The 21,413-nt window shown below is 44.6% G+C and carries 13 protein-coding genes and 10 pseudogenes; 6 read left to right on the top strand and 17 right to left on the bottom strand.

The features are described from left to right. A pseudogene (locus JCM14505_RS08800) lies at nt 1–389 on the bottom strand (RNA methyltransferase); the annotation flags it as partial. 83 nt (nt 390–472) lie between these two features. Next, nucleotides 473–1,416 (bottom strand): annotated as a pseudogene (locus tag JCM14505_RS07905) (alpha-hydroxy-acid oxidizing protein). A gap of 146 nt (nt 1,417–1,562) precedes the next feature. On the opposite strand from JCM14505_RS07905, the gene JCM14505_RS07900 reads away from it, so the two are divergent. The 4 genes and pseudogenes from JCM14505_RS07900 to JCM14505_RS07885 all read left to right on the top strand — a co-directional run bounded on the left by JCM14505_RS07900 (nt 1,563) and on the right by JCM14505_RS07885 (nt 3,909). Beyond that, nucleotides 1,563–1,823, top strand: a complete 261-nt coding sequence (locus JCM14505_RS07900) for a hypothetical protein (protein WP_054653910.1) — start codon at nt 1,563–1,565, stop codon at nt 1,821–1,823. A 10-nt stretch (nt 1,824–1,833) separates the two neighbouring features. Continuing rightward, entirely contained in the window at nt 1,834–2,148 is a 315-nt protein-coding gene (locus tag JCM14505_RS07895) for a hypothetical protein (RefSeq protein WP_054653908.1), read from the top strand. Between the two features lie 112 nt (nt 2,149–2,260). After that, a pseudogene (locus tag JCM14505_RS07890) lies at nt 2,261–3,323 on the top strand (Gfo/Idh/MocA family oxidoreductase). A gap of 16 nt (nt 3,324–3,339) precedes the next feature. Then, nucleotides 3,340–3,909 (top strand): hypothetical protein, encoded by a 570-nt coding sequence (locus JCM14505_RS07885; RefSeq protein ID WP_054653906.1) that lies wholly within the window; start codon nt 3,340–3,342, stop codon nt 3,907–3,909. Between the two features lie 46 nt (nt 3,910–3,955). Here JCM14505_RS07885 and JCM14505_RS07880 read toward each other — a convergent pair whose 3' ends face one another. The 13 genes and pseudogenes from JCM14505_RS07880 to JCM14505_RS07820 all read right to left on the bottom strand — a co-directional run bounded on the left by JCM14505_RS07880 (nt 3,956) and on the right by JCM14505_RS07820 (nt 19,180). Then, nucleotides 3,956–4,354: a nucleoside 2-deoxyribosyltransferase gene (locus JCM14505_RS07880; protein ID WP_263848978.1), complete on the bottom strand. Its 399-nt coding sequence runs from the start codon at nt 4,352–4,354 to the stop codon at nt 3,956–3,958. Nucleotides 4,355–4,581: 227 nt separating this feature from the next. Continuing rightward, nucleotides 4,582–8,903 (bottom strand): annotated as a pseudogene (locus JCM14505_RS07875) (PolC-type DNA polymerase III). A gap of 60 nt (nt 8,904–8,963) precedes the next feature. Next, nucleotides 8,964–10,669 (bottom strand): annotated as a pseudogene (locus JCM14505_RS07870) (proline--tRNA ligase). A 13-nt stretch (nt 10,670–10,682) separates the two neighbouring features. Further along, the gene (gene rseP / locus JCM14505_RS07865; protein WP_054653904.1) at nt 10,683–11,948 is read right to left on the bottom strand and encodes an RIP metalloprotease RseP; all 1,266 of its coding nucleotides are present in this window, start codon (nt 11,946–11,948) and stop codon (nt 10,683–10,685) included. A 16-nt stretch (nt 11,949–11,964) separates the two neighbouring features. Next, nucleotides 11,965–12,753, bottom strand: coding sequence for a phosphatidate cytidylyltransferase (locus tag JCM14505_RS07860; protein ID WP_054653902.1), 789 nt, complete (start codon nt 12,751–12,753; stop codon nt 11,965–11,967). A gap of 12 nt (nt 12,754–12,765) precedes the next feature. Beyond that, nucleotides 12,766–13,512: an undecaprenyl pyrophosphate synthase gene (gene uppS, locus JCM14505_RS07855; RefSeq protein ID WP_054653900.1), complete on the bottom strand. Its 747-nt coding sequence runs from the start codon at nt 13,510–13,512 to the stop codon at nt 12,766–12,768. 147 nt (nt 13,513–13,659) lie between these two features. Further along, nucleotides 13,660–14,218: pseudogene (gene frr, locus JCM14505_RS07850) on the bottom strand (ribosome recycling factor). A gap of 130 nt (nt 14,219–14,348) precedes the next feature. Beyond that, nucleotides 14,349–15,073, bottom strand: a pseudogene (gene pyrH, locus JCM14505_RS07845) (UMP kinase). A gap of 72 nt (nt 15,074–15,145) precedes the next feature. Beyond that, complete coding sequence (gene tsf, locus JCM14505_RS07840; RefSeq protein ID WP_054653898.1) at nt 15,146–16,024, bottom strand: translation elongation factor Ts; 879 nt, start codon at nt 16,022–16,024, stop codon at nt 15,146–15,148. A gap of 92 nt (nt 16,025–16,116) precedes the next feature. Further along, nucleotides 16,117–16,886, bottom strand: a pseudogene (gene rpsB / locus JCM14505_RS07835) (30S ribosomal protein S2). A 214-nt stretch (nt 16,887–17,100) separates the two neighbouring features. Beyond that, nucleotides 17,101–18,095 (bottom strand): annotated as a pseudogene (locus tag JCM14505_RS07830) (D-2-hydroxyacid dehydrogenase). A gap of 52 nt (nt 18,096–18,147) precedes the next feature. Then, nucleotides 18,148–18,441: a GIY-YIG nuclease family protein gene (locus JCM14505_RS07825; protein ID WP_054653894.1), complete on the bottom strand. Its 294-nt coding sequence runs from the start codon at nt 18,439–18,441 to the stop codon at nt 18,148–18,150. After that, a complete protein-coding gene (locus JCM14505_RS07820) occupies nt 18,425–19,180 on the bottom strand; it encodes a tRNA1(Val) (adenine(37)-N6)-methyltransferase (RefSeq protein ID WP_054653892.1) in 756 nt (251 codons plus the stop codon). Before JCM14505_RS07820 ends, JCM14505_RS07825 begins: the two co-directional genes overlap by 17 nt. Before the next feature lie 84 nt (nt 19,181–19,264). Here JCM14505_RS07820 and JCM14505_RS07815 point away from each other — a divergent pair, with 84 nt between their 5' ends. Then, nucleotides 19,265–19,885 (top strand): lysophospholipid acyltransferase family protein, encoded by a 621-nt coding sequence (locus tag JCM14505_RS07815; RefSeq protein WP_054653890.1) that lies wholly within the window; start codon nt 19,265–19,267, stop codon nt 19,883–19,885. 36 nt (nt 19,886–19,921) lie between these two features. Here the strand turns inward: JCM14505_RS07815 and JCM14505_RS07810 are convergent, their stop codons facing one another. After that, nucleotides 19,922–20,146 (bottom strand): YneF family protein, encoded by a 225-nt coding sequence (locus JCM14505_RS07810; protein WP_054653888.1) that lies wholly within the window; start codon nt 20,144–20,146, stop codon nt 19,922–19,924. 64 nt (nt 20,147–20,210) lie between these two features. Beyond that, a complete protein-coding gene (locus tag JCM14505_RS07805; RefSeq protein ID WP_054653886.1) occupies nt 20,211–20,462 on the bottom strand; it encodes a DUF896 domain-containing protein in 252 nt (83 codons plus the stop codon). A gap of 144 nt (nt 20,463–20,606) precedes the next feature. On the opposite strand from JCM14505_RS07805, the pseudogene lexA reads away from it, so the two are divergent. Continuing rightward, a pseudogene (gene lexA / locus JCM14505_RS07800) lies at nt 20,607–21,232 on the top strand (transcriptional repressor LexA). Nucleotides 21,233–21,413 lie beyond the last annotated feature (181 nt).

Raw genomic sequence — 21,413 nt, 5'->3', positions numbered from 1 at the left:
GCGTTTTGGAAAGATTTCGTTGGCCACTAATAAGCCTTGATCGGCCATCTTTCCGATTAAATGCGTACTTTTCCCACCCGGGGCAGCACATAAATCCAGTACCGTCTCACCCGGTTGCGGATCGACAACTTCCCCCACTTGCATGGCGGATGGTTCTTGGCTATAAACCCAGCCCGTCACATGATCAAGCTTTTACCACTGACTTTACCAAAATAGCCAGTAGCAACCCCAGGAACAGGATTATCATCAGGGGATAAAGCTGCGTGTAATGGATTGACCCGATAACCAGCTTGGGCTTGCCCCGTCGTCAACGCCTCAATAAACGCTGGGCCTTCCGTCGGACCCAGTAAGTCTAAGTATTTATCAATAAATGCGGCTGGTAATTGCACAACGGCCGCCTCCTCTCATTAATTCCATCTTATCCATTTTAACGAAGAAAACCGGTCGCTTCAATAAAGCGGCCGGAGTTTTTTTAACGTGGTAAATGTAAGACACTATCGTCAAATGACTTCGTATCATGGACGTTGGTATACATCATCATTTGTGATAATTCTTGATTCATTTTGGCTACTTGGCGCATCACCCAGGAGTAGCCTCCTTTAGTAATGGCCACAAAATTGCTCGACCAACCGAAACGGCATCCGCGCCAAGGGCTAACGCTTTATAAGCATCATAACCAGTTTCAATCCCACCATCGACAAAAATGGTGATATCAGTTCCCTTGAGGGCCGCCTTAATTTCCGGTAGTAACAGCAGTGGTGGCGTCGCAAATGGTAACCGACCATGGTGATGGGAAATGACAATCCCCTTGACCCCGGCTTCGCGAGCTTTCAAGGCATCAGTTACCGATAAGACCCCTTTGGCTACAAACGGTGTCTCGCCGGCCGCTTGGACATACGTCTTTAAATCATCCACCGTCACTGGGCCAAGCGGAATGCCATCCACTACGTCATACTTCCCATTTTCACCAGGAACGTGGCAAATATCCATTCCGACCGCCAAGGCGCCCTGGGCTTTGGAATGGGCAATTTCATTCAAAATCCGATTATGATCCGCAAACGGCTTAATATTCCGAATGGTTGGGACCCCAACGGCGGCGATTTCTTCAAACGTTTCGTTTGGTTCCATCCCAACCCAATTCATCATCCCCATTTTCTTCGCGGCCCAGGCATTTTCGGTCATCGGTTTCCGACCATTTTCACCAACATGGTTTAAGTGAGAAAAAGCCGGCATGACGATTGGACTCGTAAATTCGTGACCAAAAATCGTCGTCCGTAAATCAGGTTCGACGGCATCTAACACCCGCATTTCAACTAAAATTGAATCTAAATATTGTCGAGTAATGATATTTGCATCTTCAGCTTTCCCACTCGTTACTGGGATTAATCCCTTTGGACCTGGATATTGTTCTGGCATCGATCTTTCCTCCGTTAATTACTTGGACTTAATTTTACGCAACTTAAAGTGGTATCGCAAGCAATTGTCTTGAGTTTAACTTGACTTTTTTTCCCTAAATTTGAAAGAATTGTTAATGTATGATTTAAACTAACAATGAGATAAAAATGTTATTTATTGTCTTTTTAGTGGTAGGTGCCATTTATGCGGTCATGGCTGCTACCCGCCGCCGTCGAGTAATTACCCGTGGTTTCCGACCTTTAACAACAGGGCAAAAAACCATTAATTACCTTCTATTATTAATCATGGTCTTTAGTTTTACCGGAGGCTTAATTCAAACCTTTGGTCAAAGTGGTAGTGATGAAATTGCGCACGTGAAGAAAAAAACCACTTTTCGCGCCGAAGAAACACAAAAAGCACCACGCTAAGAAGGAAGAAATGGCTGAATCTACTAGCACTGATAGCCAAACTGCTAGTGATAATACGACTAACAGCAACAATGACAACAATAGTCAAACTGATAGTAATAATAATGACTCTTCAACTAACAATGATAGTCAAACGCAAACGACTTCTAAGCTGCGGACAAATTCTAATTCAACGTGGCGGACACGTAGCTACACACCAAGTCAGAATACTTCCAAACCAGAAACGACCGTTACCAATGGCCCTAATAATTTAGCAGCTACTACAGGAAATTCACAATCCTCGAACCCTGGTATTGTAGATGAATCAACGGTAGTCGGAAACTAACCAAGTACTGAATAAATTCATCACCCTTGATCAATTAGCCCCACGCTAATTGGTCTTTTTTGATACAATTAATCATAATGATGCCACATTTACATTCATTGGAGGATTCACCATGTCAAACCAACAATTAACCATTGGCTACTATGGTAATGGGAAAAGTACTAATCGCTACCACTTGCCATTTTTAATGCGCCGGCAAGCTAAGATTAGAGTTAAAACCATTTATGCCCGGACTTTAAAAAAATGACTGGCCGCGCTGGGAAAATATCACCTACACCAATCAAGTTGATGATTTATTAACCGATACAACGATTGACGTGGTCGTCGTTACTACGCCCCCTGAAACCCACTATCAAATTGCCAAGCAAGTCTTATTAGCTGGTAAAAATGTCGTCTTAGAAAAACCATTCACGCATTCCGTGGCGGAGGCCCAAGAGTTATTTGACTTAGCTAAAGCCAAGGGATTAATGATTCAAGGCTACCAAAATCGCCGATTTGACAGTGATTTTCTAACGACCCAATCCGTGATTGAAAGTGGTAAGTTAGGTCCGTTAACCGAAGTCGAAATGCATTTTGATTACTTCCGGCCCGAAGTTCCCCTGGCCACTGATCATTACGATAAAGCTAGTTCATATGTTTATAATCATGCTTGTCACACCGTTGACCAGGTGCTTGCTTATTTTGGGCAACCAACTAGCTATCATGCTGACGTCCGCCAACTGCTAGGAACCGGACGAATGAACGATTACTTCGATCTTGATTTTTATTATCAACCGGAAACGAGTGCGATGCCAATAACCCCTGGTGGACTCAAAGTTTCCATCAAATCGAGTTACTTCCGGATTAAACCACGCCCCAGTTTTGTGGTTTATGGTCAACGCGGAATGTTCATGAAAGCTGACAAAGATCGTCAGGAAGCCGATTTAAAGAAATTCTACCTTCCTGATCATGACGACTTCGGCCTCGATCAACCCCAACATTACGGTACGCTAACTTACTATGACGACCAGGGACAATATCACGAAGAAGCCGTCCCAACGGTACCGGGTGACAACGGTCGGTTTTATGATGCGCTATATGACACCTTAATTAATCACCAACCAGTCTTAGTTACCGAAGCTCAAACGATGCAACAAATGATGATTTTAGACCGAATCACCCAGCCATTAAAATAATCAACTTGAGGTTACTATGAAGTTAAAATCATTCGCAATCAGCTTAATTATGATCGCCCTCCTCGGGGGTGGTTACTATTACTATCATCAATCACAAACGACACCATCAACCACACCGGCAAAAACAGCTGCCACTACGAAGCAAAGTGATGAACAGAAAATTACGGTGCCCTCCTCGGAGCCGGCAACGAGTTCCACGCCCGCTTCAACACCTACCGAGTCAGATAAATTAACAGCGGGCCAATTGTCGAACAATGAATTAGCCATGGTCGTCTTAATCTATGGCGCTCACCACTCCAGTAATCAAAGCCTTACGCGGACGTTAACTGCCATTAAAAATATGCATAAATTAACGGTTGGCGCCGGATCTGAGTGGACGAGCATTGCCCCCGGGAACGTTGACTCGTATGTTAGCTTCACGCGCCAGGGTAATCAAATCACAATTAGTGCCTTGAGAAACGACGCCACCATGCCGGGGCAAAATGATCACTTCGGGCCCGTAGATTTAACAACCATGATTAACTATATCAATGACCAGCACCTCGGGGACCAAGTCAAAACCTTAGCTAGTTATCCATCCCTGTAAACAATAAAGCTCGTTGCCAAATTTTAGCAGCGAGCTTTTGGTTTAATTAGAATGTTTTTCCTTCATACGGAATCGTTGGTAAATTATTGAAGTCTAAGGTCGCAATTTCATTTGGATCAGTCAAATACGTTTGGAGGGCTTGGCCAATCATTAAGTTCACTGGTTCATCCGTTAATTCTTGCACCACTACAATTGGCGTTTGGCTCCGGTAAGCGTACCCCACTTCAAAGGCCGTTCCTGAGTCCATGTTGACATGTAGATAATCATGAACCACGACTAAGGCATCCGCTTCATCAATTTGACTGGTATCCATTTTGAAAATGTAATCTGCCCACGCCGGGGTGCCTTCTTCCCCCGTCCATGATTTATCTAACCGCGGACTAAAGACTTCATCAACACTCGGATTAGCCGCAAGTGCTTGTTCTAACTTGGCGACTCGCGCAATTTGTTCGTCACTAAAAAAAATGGGCCTGCTAAGTAAATTCGCATCTTATTTCTCCTTGATGGGTTCGAAGTAGCTTGAGTTGTTGCTATTGTAGCGAACCATCATGGCACTGACAAGGTAATTCGGAAAAATTTCAAGGTTTTGGGTTTGTGATTAGTTAAATTAATTAATCGTCTTCAACAAGGCACTAACTTGAAATTATCTTTCAGGTTAGTGCCTTGTTTAATTTATAAGCCTAAGTCAGCGAACAGATCCAATTGATTTGAATCCGGTAAACTATCCAACACCCGGTTCTCGGTCATAAACTCGATTAATGTATTCGAAACCTTCCCGCGTTCTTTAAGATCTTCTTTCGACAAGAATTCTCGTTCTTCGCGGGCGGCCACGATTTGCTTGGCCACGCTAATCCCAAGCCCTGGAATTGCCCGGAATGGCGCAATCAAAGTATCACCGTTTTCCATTAACCAATCCGTCGCATCGGATTTTTCTAAATCAACCATCTTAAACTTGAAGCCCCGTTCAAGCATTTCATTGGCTAATTCTAAAATCGTTAGCAAACTCTTTTCCTTCGCTGAGGCATCGTTGCCCTTACTGGTAATGTCATGCATTGCTTGCTTGACGGCTTCTTTGCCCCGGCTCATCGCGACGATATCAAAATCATCCGCCCGTACGGAGAAGTAAGCCGCATAGTAAACTAATGGGAAGTACGTCTTGAAGTAAGCAATCCGTAACGCCATTAAGACGTACGCCGCCGCGTGGGCCCGCGGGAACATGTACTTAATCTTCAAACAAGAATCTAAGTACCATTGGGGCACCCCGACCCGCAGCATTTCCGCTTGCCAGTCTTCCGGAATTCCCTTCCCTTTCCGAACGTGTTCCATCACTTGGAAGGAGGTTTCGGAATCCAGCCCGTAGTGAATCAAGTCGGTCATGATGTTATCCCGACATCCAATCACGTTGGCAATTGTCGCCGTCCCATTCTTGATTAATTCTTGGGCGTTTTCCAACCACACCCCGGTCCCGTGGGATAACCCGGAAATTTGCAGTAATTCCGAGTAATTAGATGGGTGCGTATCTTCTAACATCCCGCGGACAAAGCGGGTCCCAAATTCTGGAATCCCGAGCGTCCCGGTTTTACTGTTAATTTGTTCTTCGGTCACTCCGAGAATTTCGGGACTTGAGAACAAACTCATCACTCCCGGATCATCCATCGGAATCGTTTGCGGATCAATTCCGGATAAATCTTGGAGTGCCCGAATCATAGTCGGGTCATCATGCCCCAAAATATCCATCTTCAAAATGTTATCGTGAATCGAGTGGAAATCGAAGTGGGTCGTTTCCCAGGCCGCCGTTTGATCATCGGCCGGGTATTGCACCGGAGTAAAGTCAAAAATTTCCTTATCATCCGGCACAATCAAAATCCCGGCCGGGTGTTGCCCAGTTGTCCGCTTCACCCCGGTGGCCCCCTTGGCTAACCGGTCCTCTTCCGCTTTTCTAAACTGAATTTCATGATCCCGTTCGTAACCTTTAACGTATCCATACGCCGTCTTATCAGCGACGGTCGCAATCGTGCCGGCCCGGTACACATTATTTTCCCCGAACATGACCTTCATATAGTTGTGCGCAATTGGTTGGTAGTCCCCAGAGAAGTTCAAATCGATATCTGGCACCTTATTCCCACTAAAGCCTAGGAACGTTTGGAACGGAATATCATGCCCGTCCCCAATCATTAACGTCCCACACTTTGGACATGCTTTATCTGGCAAGTCAAAGCCCGAACTATATTCCCCCTTCGTATAGAAGTGCGAATATTGACAATTAGGACACCGATAATGTGGTGGCAGCGGGTTAACTTCGGTAATTCCGGTAAAGGTGGCCACCACACTCGAACCAACCGACCCCCGCGAACCAACTAAGTACCCATCCTTATTAGATTTCGCTACGAGGCGTTGGGCAATTAAGTAAATCACCGCGAATCCGTTCCCAATGATACTATCAAGCTCAATTTTAATCCGTTCGCGGACAAAATCGGGCATGTCTTCACCGTACCATTGCTTGGCCGTTTCCCAGGTCCGGTTATACAATTCATCATTGGCGCCTGGAATGTTCGGTGGATATAACTTATCTTGGACCGGATGGAGCCATCATCAACATATCCGCCACTTGATGGGTGTTGTCCACCACAATTTGCTTGGCTAAATCAGCCCCTAAGAAATCAAATAATTCCAGCATTTCATCTGTGGAGCGGAAATGGACATCCGGTCGTTGCGTCCGGTTTAATTGATTGGCCCCCCCTTGGGAACTAATCAAAATTTTCCGATAAATCGCGTCTTCGGGGTTTAAGTAGTGGGCATCGCCAGTCGCCACCACTGGTTTATCCAATTCTTGGCCTAACTTAACCATATTTTGAATAATATCTTCCAAGTGGCTTCATCGGCGACTAATTGTTGCTCAAGTAACGGCGCATAATTCGGCTTGGGTTGCACTTCGAGGTAATCATAGTAGCGGGCCTTTTCTTTGGCCGCTTGATACCCTTTTTGCATCATCGCCGTAAAGACTTCCCCATTCGCACAAGCTGAACCTAACAATAAACCATCGCGATAACGGTTTAACACACTCCGCGGAATCCGGGGAATCCGGTGGAAGTATTCCACATTAGATAATGACACTAATTTGAACAGGTTCTTCATCCCGCTTGAGTTTGCGCCAAAATCGTTACGTGGAACGGCCGGGCGTGCTTGTAAGCATCATGTTCTTCCATATGTTGATTCAAATCATCCACATAGGTTACTTGATAGCGACTTTCCGCATCTTTTAAGAAGATTTCCAATAAATGTCCCGTGGCTTCCGAGTCATAACTCGCTAAGTGGTGGTGTTCCAATGGAATCTTAAATTTCTTACTTAACGTGTTTAACCGGTAACCCCGTAATTCAGGGTATAAGAACCGCGCCAGGGGTAAGGTATCAATCACCGGCGCACTAATCGTCGGCATATTATGACGTTCATAGGCCGTATTCATAAAGCCCAAGTCAAAGGAAACGTTGTGTCCCGCGACAATTGCATCGCCACAGAAATCACGGAACAGTTGTAAGACTTCCGCTTCAGTTTTTGACCCCGCCACCATTTCATTGGTAATACTCGTTAATTCGGTCGTTTGAGCTGACAATGGGAACCCCGGATCAATAAATTCATCGAACCGATCCAGAACTTCACCATTTTGCATCCGCACGGCCGAGACTTGAATTAAGCGGTCATAAATCGCCGACAACCCGGTCGTTTCCACGTCGAAGATAACATATTCATGCCCTTTCAAGGGTTCATGATTTTCGTTGTACACCAACGGCACGCCGTCATCAACCACGTTGGCTTCAACCCCGTACAACATTTTAATCTTGTCCCCGGATTTACTAAAGGCTTCCGGAAAGGCCTGCACCCCAGCATGGTCAGTAATCGCAATCGCCGGGTGGCCCCATTTAATCGCTTGCTTAACATAATCCCCCACCGGATTGGTGGCGTCCATCGTACTCATTGAACTATGCAAATGTAATTCAACCCGTTTTTGGTCAGCCGGCGCCGTATCTTGCCGACTAGCATGGCTAACTTCATTAATATCAAAGGCGTTAATGGTGAGGTCATTCATGTAAGTATCTTCTTGGACGGACCCCCGAATTTTAACCCACATGCCTTCCTTAATCGCCTCAAATTGCGCTTCATCATTTTTATCCCGCGAGAACTTCTTAACCGCAAAGGACGAAGTATAATCCGTTACTTCTAAGACCATTAATTGCCGACCAGAACGTAATTCCCGGACTTCCTTCGCAAAAATAAAGCCTTCCACTACGACACTGCGTTCTTCTTCCACAATCGTGCGCATCCGTTGAATCTCAAATTTAGGATTAATTTCCTTCCCAATCATCACCGGTCCCGTTACTGGTTCGGGCTGGTCCGCAGCGGCCTTTTGCTGCTGAATTTGTTCCATCGCTTGGGCCATCAAAGCTTGCTCGGCCGCTTCTTTTTTCGCTTGAATCGCTTCGCGGTGGGCTTGCGAAACGGCCTGATCAACAAAGGCCCGCAATTTAAAGGCCGGGAACCCCACTTCTTGGTACCCTTGTTCAATAATTCCAAACAGCTTCCGTTCGACAAATGAGGCCACTTGTTCATTTTCTAAGGATACTTGCACTTGGCCGTCCACTAATTGAGGTTCGCAAGTTTGCGCCAATTCACGCGCCATCCCGGTATCACCAGCAAACTGCCGAATTACCCCCGCCCAGTATTCACCAATTAAGTGATTATCCAACGTTTTCATTGGGGTTTTGATATGCAACACTACCCCTGCTTGGGCTAATTGTTGGAAGCTCATTGCCATCGCTTGTAATAAGCCTTGATAAACCGCAAAGGGTAAGACTTGCGGGAACGTTAAGGTAATTTCCCACACCCGTGATTGTTGATGAACAACGACTTGTTCCACGGCCCCGTTCGTCAGAGCTGGGTCTTGATATTGAATTTGTTGGAGTAATTTTTCAAATTGTTGCGTTGCACTTAAGGCCACGATTTTTCCTCCTCATAAACAACAAAGAAGGGGGTCAAAAATTAGACCACCCTCATTTGTTTACGCTTCTAATGATTCGATTTTTGCCACTAAGTCATCAATGGCGACGTCAAAACTTTCGCCAGATTGCCGAACCTTAACTTCGACGATTCCGTCACCAATCATCTTCCCAACGGTGACCCGAATTGGCAGCCCGATTAAGTCGGAATCCGCAAACTTCACCCCGGCCCGTTCCTTCCGGTCATCAAGTAAGACTTCGTAACCAGCGGCTTCTAACGTCTTCGTAATCGCTTCGGCATTGCTCATTTGTTCTTCATTCTTGGCATTCGCTGGAATGACATGAATATCAAATGGTGCCACGGCTTTAGGCCAAACTAATCCGTGTTCATCCGCCGTTTGTTCCGCAATTGCGGATAATAACCGGGAAATCCCAATCCCGTAACAACCCATGATGATGTCTTGTTCACGACCGTTTTGATCCAAGACCTTGCACCAAGGCTTTCTGAATAGCGCGTCCCGAGCTTAAAGATGTGCCCGATTTCAATCCCCCGCGTGAACTTCAATGGCTTGCCATCAGGGGCCAATTCGCCTTCCTTGACGTTCCGGAAGTCACCAAACTCATCCACTCGGAAGTCACGATCACGGTTAACGTTAATGTAATGGAAGCCATCTTCATTGGCTCCGGCTGCTAAGTTAACCATCCCTTCTAAGTAACGGTCAGCTAAAATCCGGACCTCTTCACCAACGCCCACTGGGCCAAGTGACCCTGGGTTAGCACCAAGCACGGCCACCGTTTCTTCTTCCGTTGCTAAGCGAATTTCATCCGCGGCCACGTGCTTGCTAAGCTTAACTTCATTGACTTCATCATTGCCCCGCATTAAGACTAAGATAGCTTGCTTGTCATCACCAGTTTCCGCCATGTAAAGCATTGACTTCATGACTTGGGAAGCTGGTAAATCAAGCGCGGCGGCGGCTTCATCAACTGAGTGGGCGCCTGGTGTGGCTTGCTTCGTTAAGTCCGCTGGCGTAGCTGTTTGTTGTTCACCAACAAATTGACTTTCCGCGATTTCAATATTGGCGGCGTAATCACCATCCGTGTAGGCAATCGTATCTTCACCTACTGGCGCTGGTGCTGAGAACTCTTGCGAGCCGTTACCACCCATGGCCCCAGAATCAGCGTAGATGACCTTGTAGTTTAACCCCACCCGATCAAAAATGTTGCGGTAAGCGACCGCCATATCATCATAAATCGCATCTAACCCCGCTTGATCAGCACTAAAGGAATAGGCATCTTGCATCAAGAATTCCTTCCCCCGTAAGATCCCGTAACGTGGCCGATCTTCATCCCGGAACTTATCTTGAATTTGGTATAACAAGAGTGGTAACTTCTTGTACGACTTAATTGAATCCCGTACAATTTCCGTCATCGTTTCTTCGTGCGTTGGGCCTAAGATTAAATCCCGGTCTTTGCGATCCTTTAACTTAAACAGGTTGGGACCATATGATTCATACCGGTTAGATTCTTGCCATAATTCCGCTGGCAAGACCATTGGCGTCATCATTTCAACCCCATTTACCTTATCCATTTCTTCGCGGATAATTTGGTTAATCTTCTTTAAGACGCGATCTGCTAATGGTAAATAAGCCCACACCCCAGCTGACACTTGGTAAATGTAGCCGGCCCGCACCATCATTTGATGGCTTAACGCTTCGGCATCACTTGGTGCTTCTTTGAGTGTTGGTAATAACATCCGTGATTGTTTCATGAAAAATCTCCTTTTACATTAAGTAACGTTGAATATCATTGAACGTTACCAATAACATTAAAATTAATAAGAATACGACCCCAACTAAATTAACAATCCCTTCAAACTTCGCCGGAATTGGGCGCCGAATAATGGCTTCGACAATGTTGAGTAATAACTTGCCCCCATCCAAAGCTGGAATTGGTAAGAGGTTCATAATCCCTAGGTTAATTGAGAGCATCGCTAAGAACGAAACGACTCCAAGGAATCCAAAATGGGTTGCTTGCGAGGTCGTGGCATAAATAGCAACTGGGCCACCTAAATCATTGAGCGAGAAGCCGTGCATCATTTGGCCTAACGCCGTAAAAATTAACGTCCCTGCCCGGGCAAACATTTGCCACCCGTATTGCATGCGATCCGCAAATTTCGAACTCTGGGCTTGGTAAATCCCTAATTGATATTGACGTTGGCCATTTTGCTTGACCGCTTTTAATTTTACCGCTTGCCGTTTGAGCTGCCCATGCCGCCGATATGTAATCGTGGTTTGAGCATCCTTCGTTTGGGCAATCGTCGTGGTCAATTGGTCCCAATTTTTAACTTGTTGCTTCCCGACCGCGGTAATTTTATCCCCAGCTTGCAAGCCAACCACTTGCGCTGGTGAATGTTTGGCCACGCCCCCTAATTGATTCGTATTAATGGGAACTTTCGGCATCAAAAAGCCCAGCCCAATAAATAAAACTAACGCAAGAATAAAATTATTCATTGCCCCGGCAAAGTTAATCATCATCCGGTGCGGTAATGAGGCCGAATTAAACCGGACATCGCGGGGGGCAATCCGAACCTGGGTGCCGTCCCGTTCGATTAACAGTGCGTCATGGTCAACGGCGTACCGTTTAACCTGGGTTTCGTCATCATTTTCATAACCTTCCAGCCATAAACCATCAACCAAATCAAAGTCCACAACCCGGACCGGAATCCCCGGATAACGTAATGGTTGGTCACTAGTATTGATTAATGTAACTGCTTGCGCGTCGTTCAATTGTAAGGTCACTGGCATTCCGGGGCGGAGTTGATCAGCATCTTCATCCATCCCCGCGAGCCGCACATAACCTCCCACTGGTAACAGCCGAATCGTATACGTCGTGCCATGACGCTGTTGCCACCAAATTTTGGGACCCATGCCAATCGAAAACTCGCGGACTAAGACGCCCGCCCGCTTGGCAAAATAATAGTGGCCGTATTCGTGCACCAGCACTAAAATTCCAAAGATTAAAATAAAGGCAATAATTGTAACTAGCACGGCGGCCTCCTTTTGTTTAGAGCATCCCGAGAATATACATAGCCGGTAGGACAACTAACATACTGTCAAAGCGGTCAAGAATTCCCCCATGTCCTGGTAACAATTTACCGGAATCCTTAACGCCATAGTAACGTTTAAACGCCGATTCAATCAAGTCACCAATTTGACCTAAGACCGATAAAACAAACGTCATCGCAATCATTAAACCTTGGTTAGCATAACCAACTGGGAAGAAGTGCAGATAAATTGCTAATACTAAGGTTGCCACAATGGTCCCACCTAATGAACCTTCCAACGTTTTATTCGGGCTAACTTTAGGGGCTAATTTATGCTTTCCAAACATCCGCCCGCAGAAATAGGCGAAACTATCGGTCAACCAGACAACTAACATCCCGTATAAAAGTGTTTCAAAATTAACTGACCGGGCAATCACTAAGGCATTGAAACCAAAACCAATGTAGAGCATTCCCAGTACTAACACCGCCGCATCTTCAAAATTAAAGCGTTGCTTATGAAAAACTGTGTGCGCTAAGAGCATCATTGCCACGATGTAAATTAAGGTGGTCCGCCCTAATTGATCCGGCATCCAAGCTACCCATTTATCCGGCATGGCCACGATGATTGTCCCAATAAAACTTACTGCTGCCGCAAACGAAACCATGTACAGTTTCTTCATCGTAATTAATTCACTCATCCCGATTAAGGCTAGAATAAGCGCAAAAATAGTTAATGGTAATTTCCCAATCAAAATCAAGGGAATAAAAACGGCTAAGGCAATAATTGCCGTAATAATCCGTGTTTTCATTGTTAATTTCTCCTATTGATTCTTTAACCCACCAAACCGTCGATGCCGACTTTGGAAGGTTAAAATTGCTTGTGCTAGTGACTCACCATCAAAATCAGGCCAATGTTGATTAACAAAGACAAATTCGCTATATGCTAATTGCCATAACATGAAATTACTAATCCGTTGTTCTCCACTCGTCCGGATCATCAATTCTGGATCCGCATATTCACCTAACTCGCTGGTCATCATCGCGTTCGTTAATGTTGTTTCGTCAATTTGGTCAGCCGTTAATTCACCAGCAGCGACTTGCTTGGCAATTTGCTGCGTTGCCCGCACAATTTCGTCCCGACCACCATAATTAAGGGCAAAGTTTAAAATCATTCCGTCACAAGCTTTGGTATCATCCATCGCTTTTTGGACCACTTGTTGCGTCGCTGATGGTAATTGGGTCAAATCCCCCATTACCTGTACCCGCACGTTATTGGCAATTAAGTCCGGCACAAAGGTACTAAAGAACTTACCGGGTAATTGCATTAAAAACTTCACTTCTGTTTGTGGGCGTTTCCAATTTTCCGTTGAAAAAGCATACAAACTTAAAACTTTCACACCAAGTTGACTGGCGGCAATCGTCACCTTTTTAACGGTTTGCATTCCTTGTTGATGCCCAGCCACTCGTGGTAAATGTCGCGCTTGGGCCCAGCGTCCATTACCATCCATAATGATAGCAATGTGTTTGGGAATCCGTTCGCGATCTAATTGCATGGTCGTATTTTCCATGAGTTCCCCCAATAGTTTTTATTTCATACCCTTTAATGATAACAGATATCAATAGATTCGCCTATTAATCGTCATGAATTTACCCAAAGAAAAACGAGCGCGATTCAGCGGAGAAGTCGCACCCGTTGCGTGGCGTTTAATGTATGATTAAACTTCTAATAATTCTTTTTCCTTGGCTGCTGCAATCGTTTCTAAGTTATTAATTCCTTCGTCCGTTTCAGCTTGAACCTTCTTTTCTAAGTCGTGGAATTCATCTTCGGCAAAATCGCCATCCTTGTTTCCCTTCTTAAGTTGGTCCATGGCTTCCCGGCGGACATTCCGAATAGCAACCTTAGCATTTTCTAATTCCGCCTTCACGTCCTTAACGAGTTCCTTCCGGCGTTCTTCCGTCAATTGTGGAATTACAATCCGGATTGCCGTCCCATCATTTTGCGGGGTTAAGCCCAAGTTAGCCGCGTAAATAGCGTGTTCAATGTCTTCTAACGTTGACTTATCAAATGGCGTTACTAATAATTGCCGTGCTTCGGGAATCGTAATCGAAGCTAATTGGTTTAATGGCGTTGGGGCCGTAGTATTCAACTGAAACTGGGTTTAAGACACTAGCGTTCGCCCGGCCGGCCCGAATATCAGCTAACGTCCGCTTTAAAGCATCCCCGGTCTTTGTCATCTTATCTTTAGCTTCTGCTAAAATTTCTTTACCCGTCATGGAAAAATCTCCTTTAATTTTGTTCATTCTAACTAACGATTATACACTAATCTAATTCATGATTCCATTCATGATTGCATACACATAAAAGCTCTAACTAGCCAATATGACTACTTAGAGCTTGTTTTAATTATTCACCTTCAATCGTCGTTCCGATATTTTCACCCTTAACCACCTTGACGATGTTACCAGGTGTGTTCAAGTTAAAGACGACTAAGGAAATGTTGTTGTCCATTGATAAGGTACTTGCCGTGGAGTCCATGACGTTTAATTGCTTTTGAATAATATCCATATGCGTTAAACGATCAAACTTAACGGCTGTTTCATCCTTGTTTGGATCAGCTGAGTAAACCCCATCAACCCCATTCTTAGCCATTAAAATGGCTTCGGCGTTGATTTCAGCCGCCCGTAAAGCAGCCGTGGTATCAGTTGAGAAGTAAGGACTCCCCGTCCCCCCAGCAAAGATAACGACCCGTCCTTTTTCAAGGTGCCGAATCGCCTTACGCCGGATGTAAGGTTCCGCAATTTGCCGCATTTCAATTGAAGTTTGGACCCGCGTTGGGACATCAAGAGATTCTAAGGCATCTTGCAAGGACAAGGCGTTCATAATCGTTCCAAGCATCCCAATGTAGTCGGCTTGGGCCCGTTCCATTCCGAGTTTTTCCCCGGTAATTCCACGCCACATGTTACCACCACCAACCACGATGCGATTTGGACGCCCATTTCGTAAACTTCTTTTAATTCCTTGGCGACCGTCATGATTTCTGGTGGGTTAATCCCAAAGCCTTGTTCTCCGGCTAAGGCTTCCCCACTTAACTTCATCACCACGCGTTTGTACTTAATATTTTCAGCCATGATTAGCTCCTTTTACAGGTTGAGTTCTTCGCAAAAAAGGACGCACAAAATTAGTCCGCCCTTTTAAATTAATTACTTGTTAAGTTGTGCGCTGATTTCTTCGGCGAGGTTCGTAACCTTCTTTTCGATCCCTTCACCAACTTCGTAACGTACGAATGACTTCAACTTACCACCCTTAGAAGCAACGTATTCAGCAACCGTCATGTCAGAGTCCTTAACAAAGTCTTGGTCTGCCAAGCAGATTTGTGATAAGAACTTGTTCATCCGGCCTTCAACGATCTTTTCAACGATGTTAGCAGGCTTACCTTCGTTGAGCGTTTCTTCCGTGAAGATTGCCTTTTCATGGTCAAGACGTTCTTGGGATACGTCTTCACGCGTCATAAATTCTGGGTTGATGGCTGCCACGTGCATTGCCACGTCCTTAGCCGTTGCTTCGTCAGCACCTTCTAAGACAACTAAAGCCGCAATCCGGCCACCTTGGTGTAAGTAAGCACCAAAGTTGTCGCCATCAGCCTTTTCAACTAATTCAAACCGACGAAGGCTAACCTTTTCCCCCGTCTTTTGCGTCGTTGAGATAAGGTCATCATTAACCGTTCCGTTAGCCGTTGGAAGTTGTAAAGCAGCTTCAACATCAGCTGGCTTGTTAGCAGCGATTAAAGCTGTCACATCCTTTAATTCTTCCTTGAATGGATCAGAAGCAGCCACGAAGTCCGTTTCAGAGTTTAATTCCACAACCACGGCCGTGTTACCGTCAACGGCAATTTCCGTTAACCCTTCAGCCGCAATCCGGTCGCTCTTCTTAGCCGCCTTGGCAATCCCCTTTTCACGTAAGTAATCCATGGCCTTGTCCATGTCACCATCAGAAGCCACTAAGGCCTTCTTGGCGTCCATGATTCCGGCACCAGACTTCTTACGTAAATCCATAACTAACTTAGCACTAATTTCAGCCATTTTAATTCTCCTCTTTTTTTCAAAAAAAGCTGTTTTTGCACTCAGGCCAGATGGTCCTTCCTGCAAAACAGCCTAAGGTTTAACTATTTTGTTTAGTTGTTGCCTTCAACGCTGTCCTTAAGATCCTTTAATGAATCTGCAGAAACCGTTTCTTCAGCAGCGGCTTCAACGTTGTCGTCTTCACCTTGCTTACCTTCGATTACAGCGTCAGCCATCTTAGCCGTGATTAAACGAACGGCCCGGATAGCGTCATCGTTTGATGGAATGATTACATCAATGTCGTCAGGGTCTGAGTTCGTGTCAACCATGGCAACGATTGGAATGTGAAGCTTCTTAGCTTCGCTAACTGCGATTTGTTCCTTGTGTGGGTCCACAACGTAAAGTACGTCTGGAATCCGAGGCATGTCTTCAATCCCACCAAGGAAGCGTTCAAGCTTTTCACGTTGCTTAGTTAAAACTGCAACTTCCTTCTTTGGTAAACGATCAAACGTACCATCTTCGGCCATTGCTTTAATTCCTTAAGGCGCTTGATCCGAGATTGGATCGTCTTCCAGTTAGTCAACGTCCCACCTAACCAACGGTGGTTGATGAAGTATTGACCAGCACGCTTAGCTTCTTCTTCAACTGAATCTTGGGCTTGCTTCTTCGTCCCAACGAAAAGAACAACACCATCGTTAGCAGCGGCTTCCTTAACGTAGTTGTAAGCAGCGTCAACCATCTTGACCGTCTTTTGTAAGTCAATGATGTAGATACCGTTACGTTCCGTAAAGATGTATTCAGCCATCTTAGGGTTCCAACGACGAGTTTGGTGACCAAAGTGGACACCGGCTTCAAGTAATTGCTTCATACTTACTACAGGCATGAGTAATTTCCTCCAATAAAAATAGTTTTTCCTCCCTGGTGCTTAGGCTGGCAATAACACCAATATGGCACATTTATCACCATCACAACCAGGTGTGAATTCGGCTTTTAACGCCAATTGATAGTTTACCAAATTAATTAGGCTTGTTGCAAGCAATCTAACAAAAAAGCGTCCGGAATTTTCCCGACGCTTTTTGGCTAAATCAATTAACTAATTAAAACTTAACTAACTTGTCAGACGTACCCGTTTCAATTAAGTCCTTGTTAGCAGAAAGGCTGTATTGAACCATGTTCTTAACGGCCACATCCGTGTAGAAGGCCGTGTGAGGTGAAACTAAGACGTTTTCACGTGACGTAAGGTTCCAGAATTCTGGGTAATCCATGTTCTTACCAGTTAAGTCCTTGTTGAAGACCTTCGTTTCATCTTCAAGCACGTCAAGGGCAGCCCCAGCAACCTTACCAGAATCAAGGGCGTCAATTAACGCACTTTCATCAATCAGTGGACCACGAGATGCGTTCACAATGAAGACCCCATCGTTCATTTGATCGAAGGCTGCCTTGTCTAACATGTGTTCCGTTTCTGGGAACAATGGAATGTGTAACGTGATTACCGTTGCTTGCTTGTAAAGTTCTTCTAATGAATCAACGTAAAGGCCTTCCTTTTCAAGTTCTGGATTGTGGAACTTGTCGTAAGCAATAACCTTAGCCCCGAAACCTTTGTAGATGTTAATGGCAACTTGACCGATGTGACCAGTCCCAATTACCCCAACTACTTGGTCGTTTAATTCGTGTGAAATTTGTGGTGCCCAACGGTAGTCGTTCCGGTCAAACTTGTGGAAGTATTCCTTCGTCCGCCGTAAGAGGTTCATTAATTGAGCAACTGAGAATTCAGCAATCGCTGCTGGTGAGTAAACTGGCACATTCGTGATGTTCATGTTGTACTTCTTAACAGCTTCTGGGTTCATGTTATCAACCCCAACGTTCCGTAATGAAACATTGTGGATACCATATGAATCTAACTTTTCAAAGACCGTGTCCGTGTATGGAAGTTGTTGGTAAACATCAACCCATCATAGCCCTTGGCCCATTCAACCGTTTCATCCGTAATTAATTCCGGAACGGCCTTTACTTCAACGTCTGGGTTTTGCTTTTGCCATTCTTCTAAGTATGGCATTTCGTCATCGCGTACACCGTAAGCTAAAATCTTCATAATCTCATGCTCCTTTACTTGTCTAAAAAGATTACGCTTTCATCATACACCATTATCCAAGTTTGTGAAATAGTTTCACACCATGTTTTTGCAAATAATCTTCCTTTTGAACTCTTGTTAAACGTTTAAACAGCGCCTCGGCTTGCAACGCTTCCCGCTTGGTCGCGTACTCGGCATAATAAATTAATTGGAGCGGATGACGACTAGCTACCCGGGTATACTTAGCCCCCTTTTTAGCTTGGTGAGTTTTCAGCCGCCGGAAAACGTCGTCCGTAAACCCACAATACAGCGTTTGATCAGCACACAACAAAACATACATAAAATAATGTTTACCGGGTTGGTCCATTTAAAATCTCCATCATTTGCTTAGTATATTGACCATGATTATCAGCCACGACAAATTCAGGCAACACTTTGGTTCCACCCGCTTTCGCATCCTTAATCGCATCAATTAATACCATATTGGCTTCTTGACCGGGTTTTGGCACAATAAATTGAATGCGTTTCGGTACCAACCGGTGTTGTTCTAACGTCATAATAATTTCACTTAACCGATCAGGCCGGTGCACTAAATAGCCATGCCCATTCGTTTTTAATAATCCACTCATTTGCTCAACAACCCTTTCTAACGTGGTCGTTAATTCATGGCGGGCAATCGCTAAATGTTGGTTCGGATTCTTTTGACTGGCCGGCGTGACTTTAAAGTATGGTGGATTACAAGTCACAATGTCCGCCGCATCCTTGGGTACATATTGATTTACATTTGCTAAATCATCATTAATCACCGTATATCGATCGGTTAAGTCATTTAACTTAACACTTCGCTCCGCCATATCAGCTAAGCGCGGTTGAATTTCGACTTCGTAAATTTGACCACCTAACTTACGATTTAAGAATAAGCCAATCGCCCCATTCCCAGCACACAAATCCACCGTCGTTAACTTGTGACGTTTATTTTCACGGACAAAATGCGCTAACAACACGGCGTCGAGTGAAAATGCAAAAACATTTTTACTTTGAATAATTTGGATGCCTTGACTACTTAATTGATCAATTCGTTCATCTGGGCGTAAGGTTACTTCCATAGTTTCCCCCTATTTTTACTTGCAACTCGAGCAAGAATTGTCCATACTGTTACATATCATACCATTACAAGCGAGGAATTAGTGATGTTATATCGGATCGTTTATTATCTTTTTGCGCCTTTGTTAGCATTGGTTAACGGTCGTCAAAAGGTTTATAACCGTGAAAAACTTCCCCAAGGCAACTACATTTTAGTTGCCCCCCATCGGTCGTTATTAGACCCTCCATTCTTGGCCTTGGCTGCCTACCCAAAACAATTTGGATTTATGGCCAAACAAGAATTATTCAAAAATAAATTATTCGCATGGTTAATTAAATCACTCCATGCCTTTCCTGTTGATCGAAAGAATCCTGGGATGGCCGCCATTAAGGGACCCGTTAATTTACTAAAGAAAACGGAATTATCAACGATGATTTTCCCAACTGGATCCCGACACTCAAAGAAAATGAAGGGCGGTGCCTTCTTAATTGCTAAACTAGCAGGGGTCCCAATTGTACCTGCCGTTTATCAAGGGCCATTCCAAGTTAAAGACTTATTTACTTGGAAAACTCGGCGCCAAGTGGCCTTTGGTGATCCAATTTACATTGATCGTAAAAACAAATTAACTGACGAAGATCAAGCAGCGCTCGAAGCTCAACTGCAATCCCAATTTGATGCGCTGGATGCTCAAATTAATCCTGATTTTAAATATGATCCTAGCAAATAATAAAAGCGTTCCAAATTTGGACGCTTTTATTATTAATTATTTATTGCTCTTCTTAGCTTGCGCCTTCATGGCTTGAACCATTTGGTGCAACTTACGATCTGATGGCTTTTGACCCATTTGCATCATCATCGTTTTTAACATATCTTCGTTGATAGGTGGATTATTCCGAAGATAGTTTTCCATGTACTTCCGGGCGCCGTAAAAACCAGCTAATGCCCCAATTAATAATGCAACAATCGCAACTGTGATAATTGTACCCACGGTAAGCGACCTCCTTCATTTTAATATTATTTATTATACACGACTTAAAAAGGCTTGGGTATGCTTAATCGTCACGCAATCCCCGCTTGCGTTGAATTTGTTTAATCTTTTCCGGCGTAACTTCTTTCCCACTTTTATCATAAAGTTGCATTAACTCAATGTTACTCCGAAAGGCTTCCCGGAAATTCTTCAAATATTGTTCCCGTAGTTGTTGCCGTTCTTTCTTTTCTGCGGCCGTTAAGCCTTCCGCTTTGTTCTTATGAGCTAATTCATTAATCCGTTTTAACAAATCTGTTTGTTCTTGTGATTCTGGCATGTGAAAACCATCCCTTCCCTAACTTTGTCTCTAAGTTTACTGAACTAAGCCCTAAAATTCAAGTTCCGATCCCGAACGTACGTTTTACAAACAAATGTTTGCATGCTAAAATTAGACTAATCAATCATTAAAGGAGTTCCCACCATGCCCCGGAATGCACACGATAAGCAACTGGCAATTTTAAGTTTCATCAACCAACAAGTTGATTTACACGGTTATCCACCCACGGTTCGTGAGATTTGTAATGCGGTTAACCTTTCATCAACCTCAACCGTCCATGGACATATTAAACGCTTAATTGACCTAGCTACCTCCATAAAGATCCCTCCAAGCCACGCGCCCTTGAAATTACGGCGTTAGGCTTAGAATTACTCGGCATTTCTCCCCACCAAGATCAAATTCCACTTTTAGGGGAAGTTGCCGCTGGGGAACCAATCTTAGCCGAACAAGATGCGACTGACTTTTTCCCCATCCCCCCAACAATTCCTGACCATGATGACCTCTTTATGCTCACCATTAAAGGGACTAGTATGATTAAAATGGGGATTTTAAATGGTGACAAAGTCATCGTCCGCCGTCAATCAGCTGCCAGCAATGGTGACGTGGTTATTGCAATGACGAGCGAAAACGAAGCCACTTGTAAACGATTCTATAAAGAGGACGGTTACTATCGGCTCCAACCAGAAAACGACGACCTAGACCCTATCATCGTTGATGAAGTTACCATTCTCGGAAAAGTGGTCGGTTTGTTCCGTGATGATATTTACTAGGTCGTGAGATCAGCTACCAAAGCGCCTGTTGGCGTAACGATACAAATGGCGTCGGAACTGGCATCGCCAGGTTCGGCGTCATTTTAAGTTAGGCCCTAAGGCGCTGCTGAGCGAACGTAGTTACAAACCCAGGTCGTGAGAACCGTTCGTTAAAACCGACATCTAAAAAGCGATCTAGCTA

The sequence above is a fragment of the Limosilactobacillus equigenerosi DSM 18793 = JCM 14505 genome, from assembly GCF_001311375.1.
Lineage (GTDB): Bacteria > Bacillota > Bacilli > Lactobacillales > Lactobacillaceae > Limosilactobacillus > Limosilactobacillus equigenerosi.
The sequence above is the reverse complement of the archived record's forward strand: the minus strand, read 5'-3'. Positions and strand labels throughout refer to the sequence as shown.

Coding starts and splice junctions, on each gene's coding strand:
- JCM14505_RS07900 (WP_054653910.1), top strand. CDS start 1,563: ATGTTATTTATTGTCTTTTTAGTGGTAGGTGCCATTTATGCGGTCATG.
- JCM14505_RS07895 (WP_054653908.1), top strand. CDS start 1,834: ATGGCTGAATCTACTAGCACTGATAGCCAAACTGCTAGTGATAATACG.
- JCM14505_RS07885 (WP_054653906.1), top strand. CDS start 3,340: ATGAAGTTAAAATCATTCGCAATCAGCTTAATTATGATCGCCCTCCTC.
- JCM14505_RS07860 (WP_054653902.1), bottom strand. CDS start 12,753: ATGAAAACACGGATTATTACGGCAATTATTGCCTTAGCCGTTTTTATT.
- uppS (WP_054653900.1), bottom strand. CDS start 13,512: ATGGAAAATACGACCATGCAATTAGATCGCGAACGGATTCCCAAACAC.
- tsf (WP_054653898.1), bottom strand. CDS start 16,024: ATGGCTGAAATTAGTGCTAAGTTAGTTATGGATTTACGTAAGAAGTCT.
- JCM14505_RS07825 (WP_054653894.1), bottom strand. CDS start 18,441: ATGGACCAACCCGGTAAACATTATTTTATGTATGTTTTGTTGTGTGCT.
- JCM14505_RS07820 (WP_054653892.1), bottom strand. CDS start 19,180: ATGGAAGTAACCTTACGCCCAGATGAACGAATTGATCAATTAAGTAGT.
- JCM14505_RS07815 (WP_054653890.1), top strand. CDS start 19,265: ATGTTATATCGGATCGTTTATTATCTTTTTGCGCCTTTGTTAGCATTG.
- JCM14505_RS07805 (WP_054653886.1), bottom strand. CDS start 20,462: ATGCCAGAATCACAAGAACAAACAGATTTGTTAAAACGGATTAATGAA.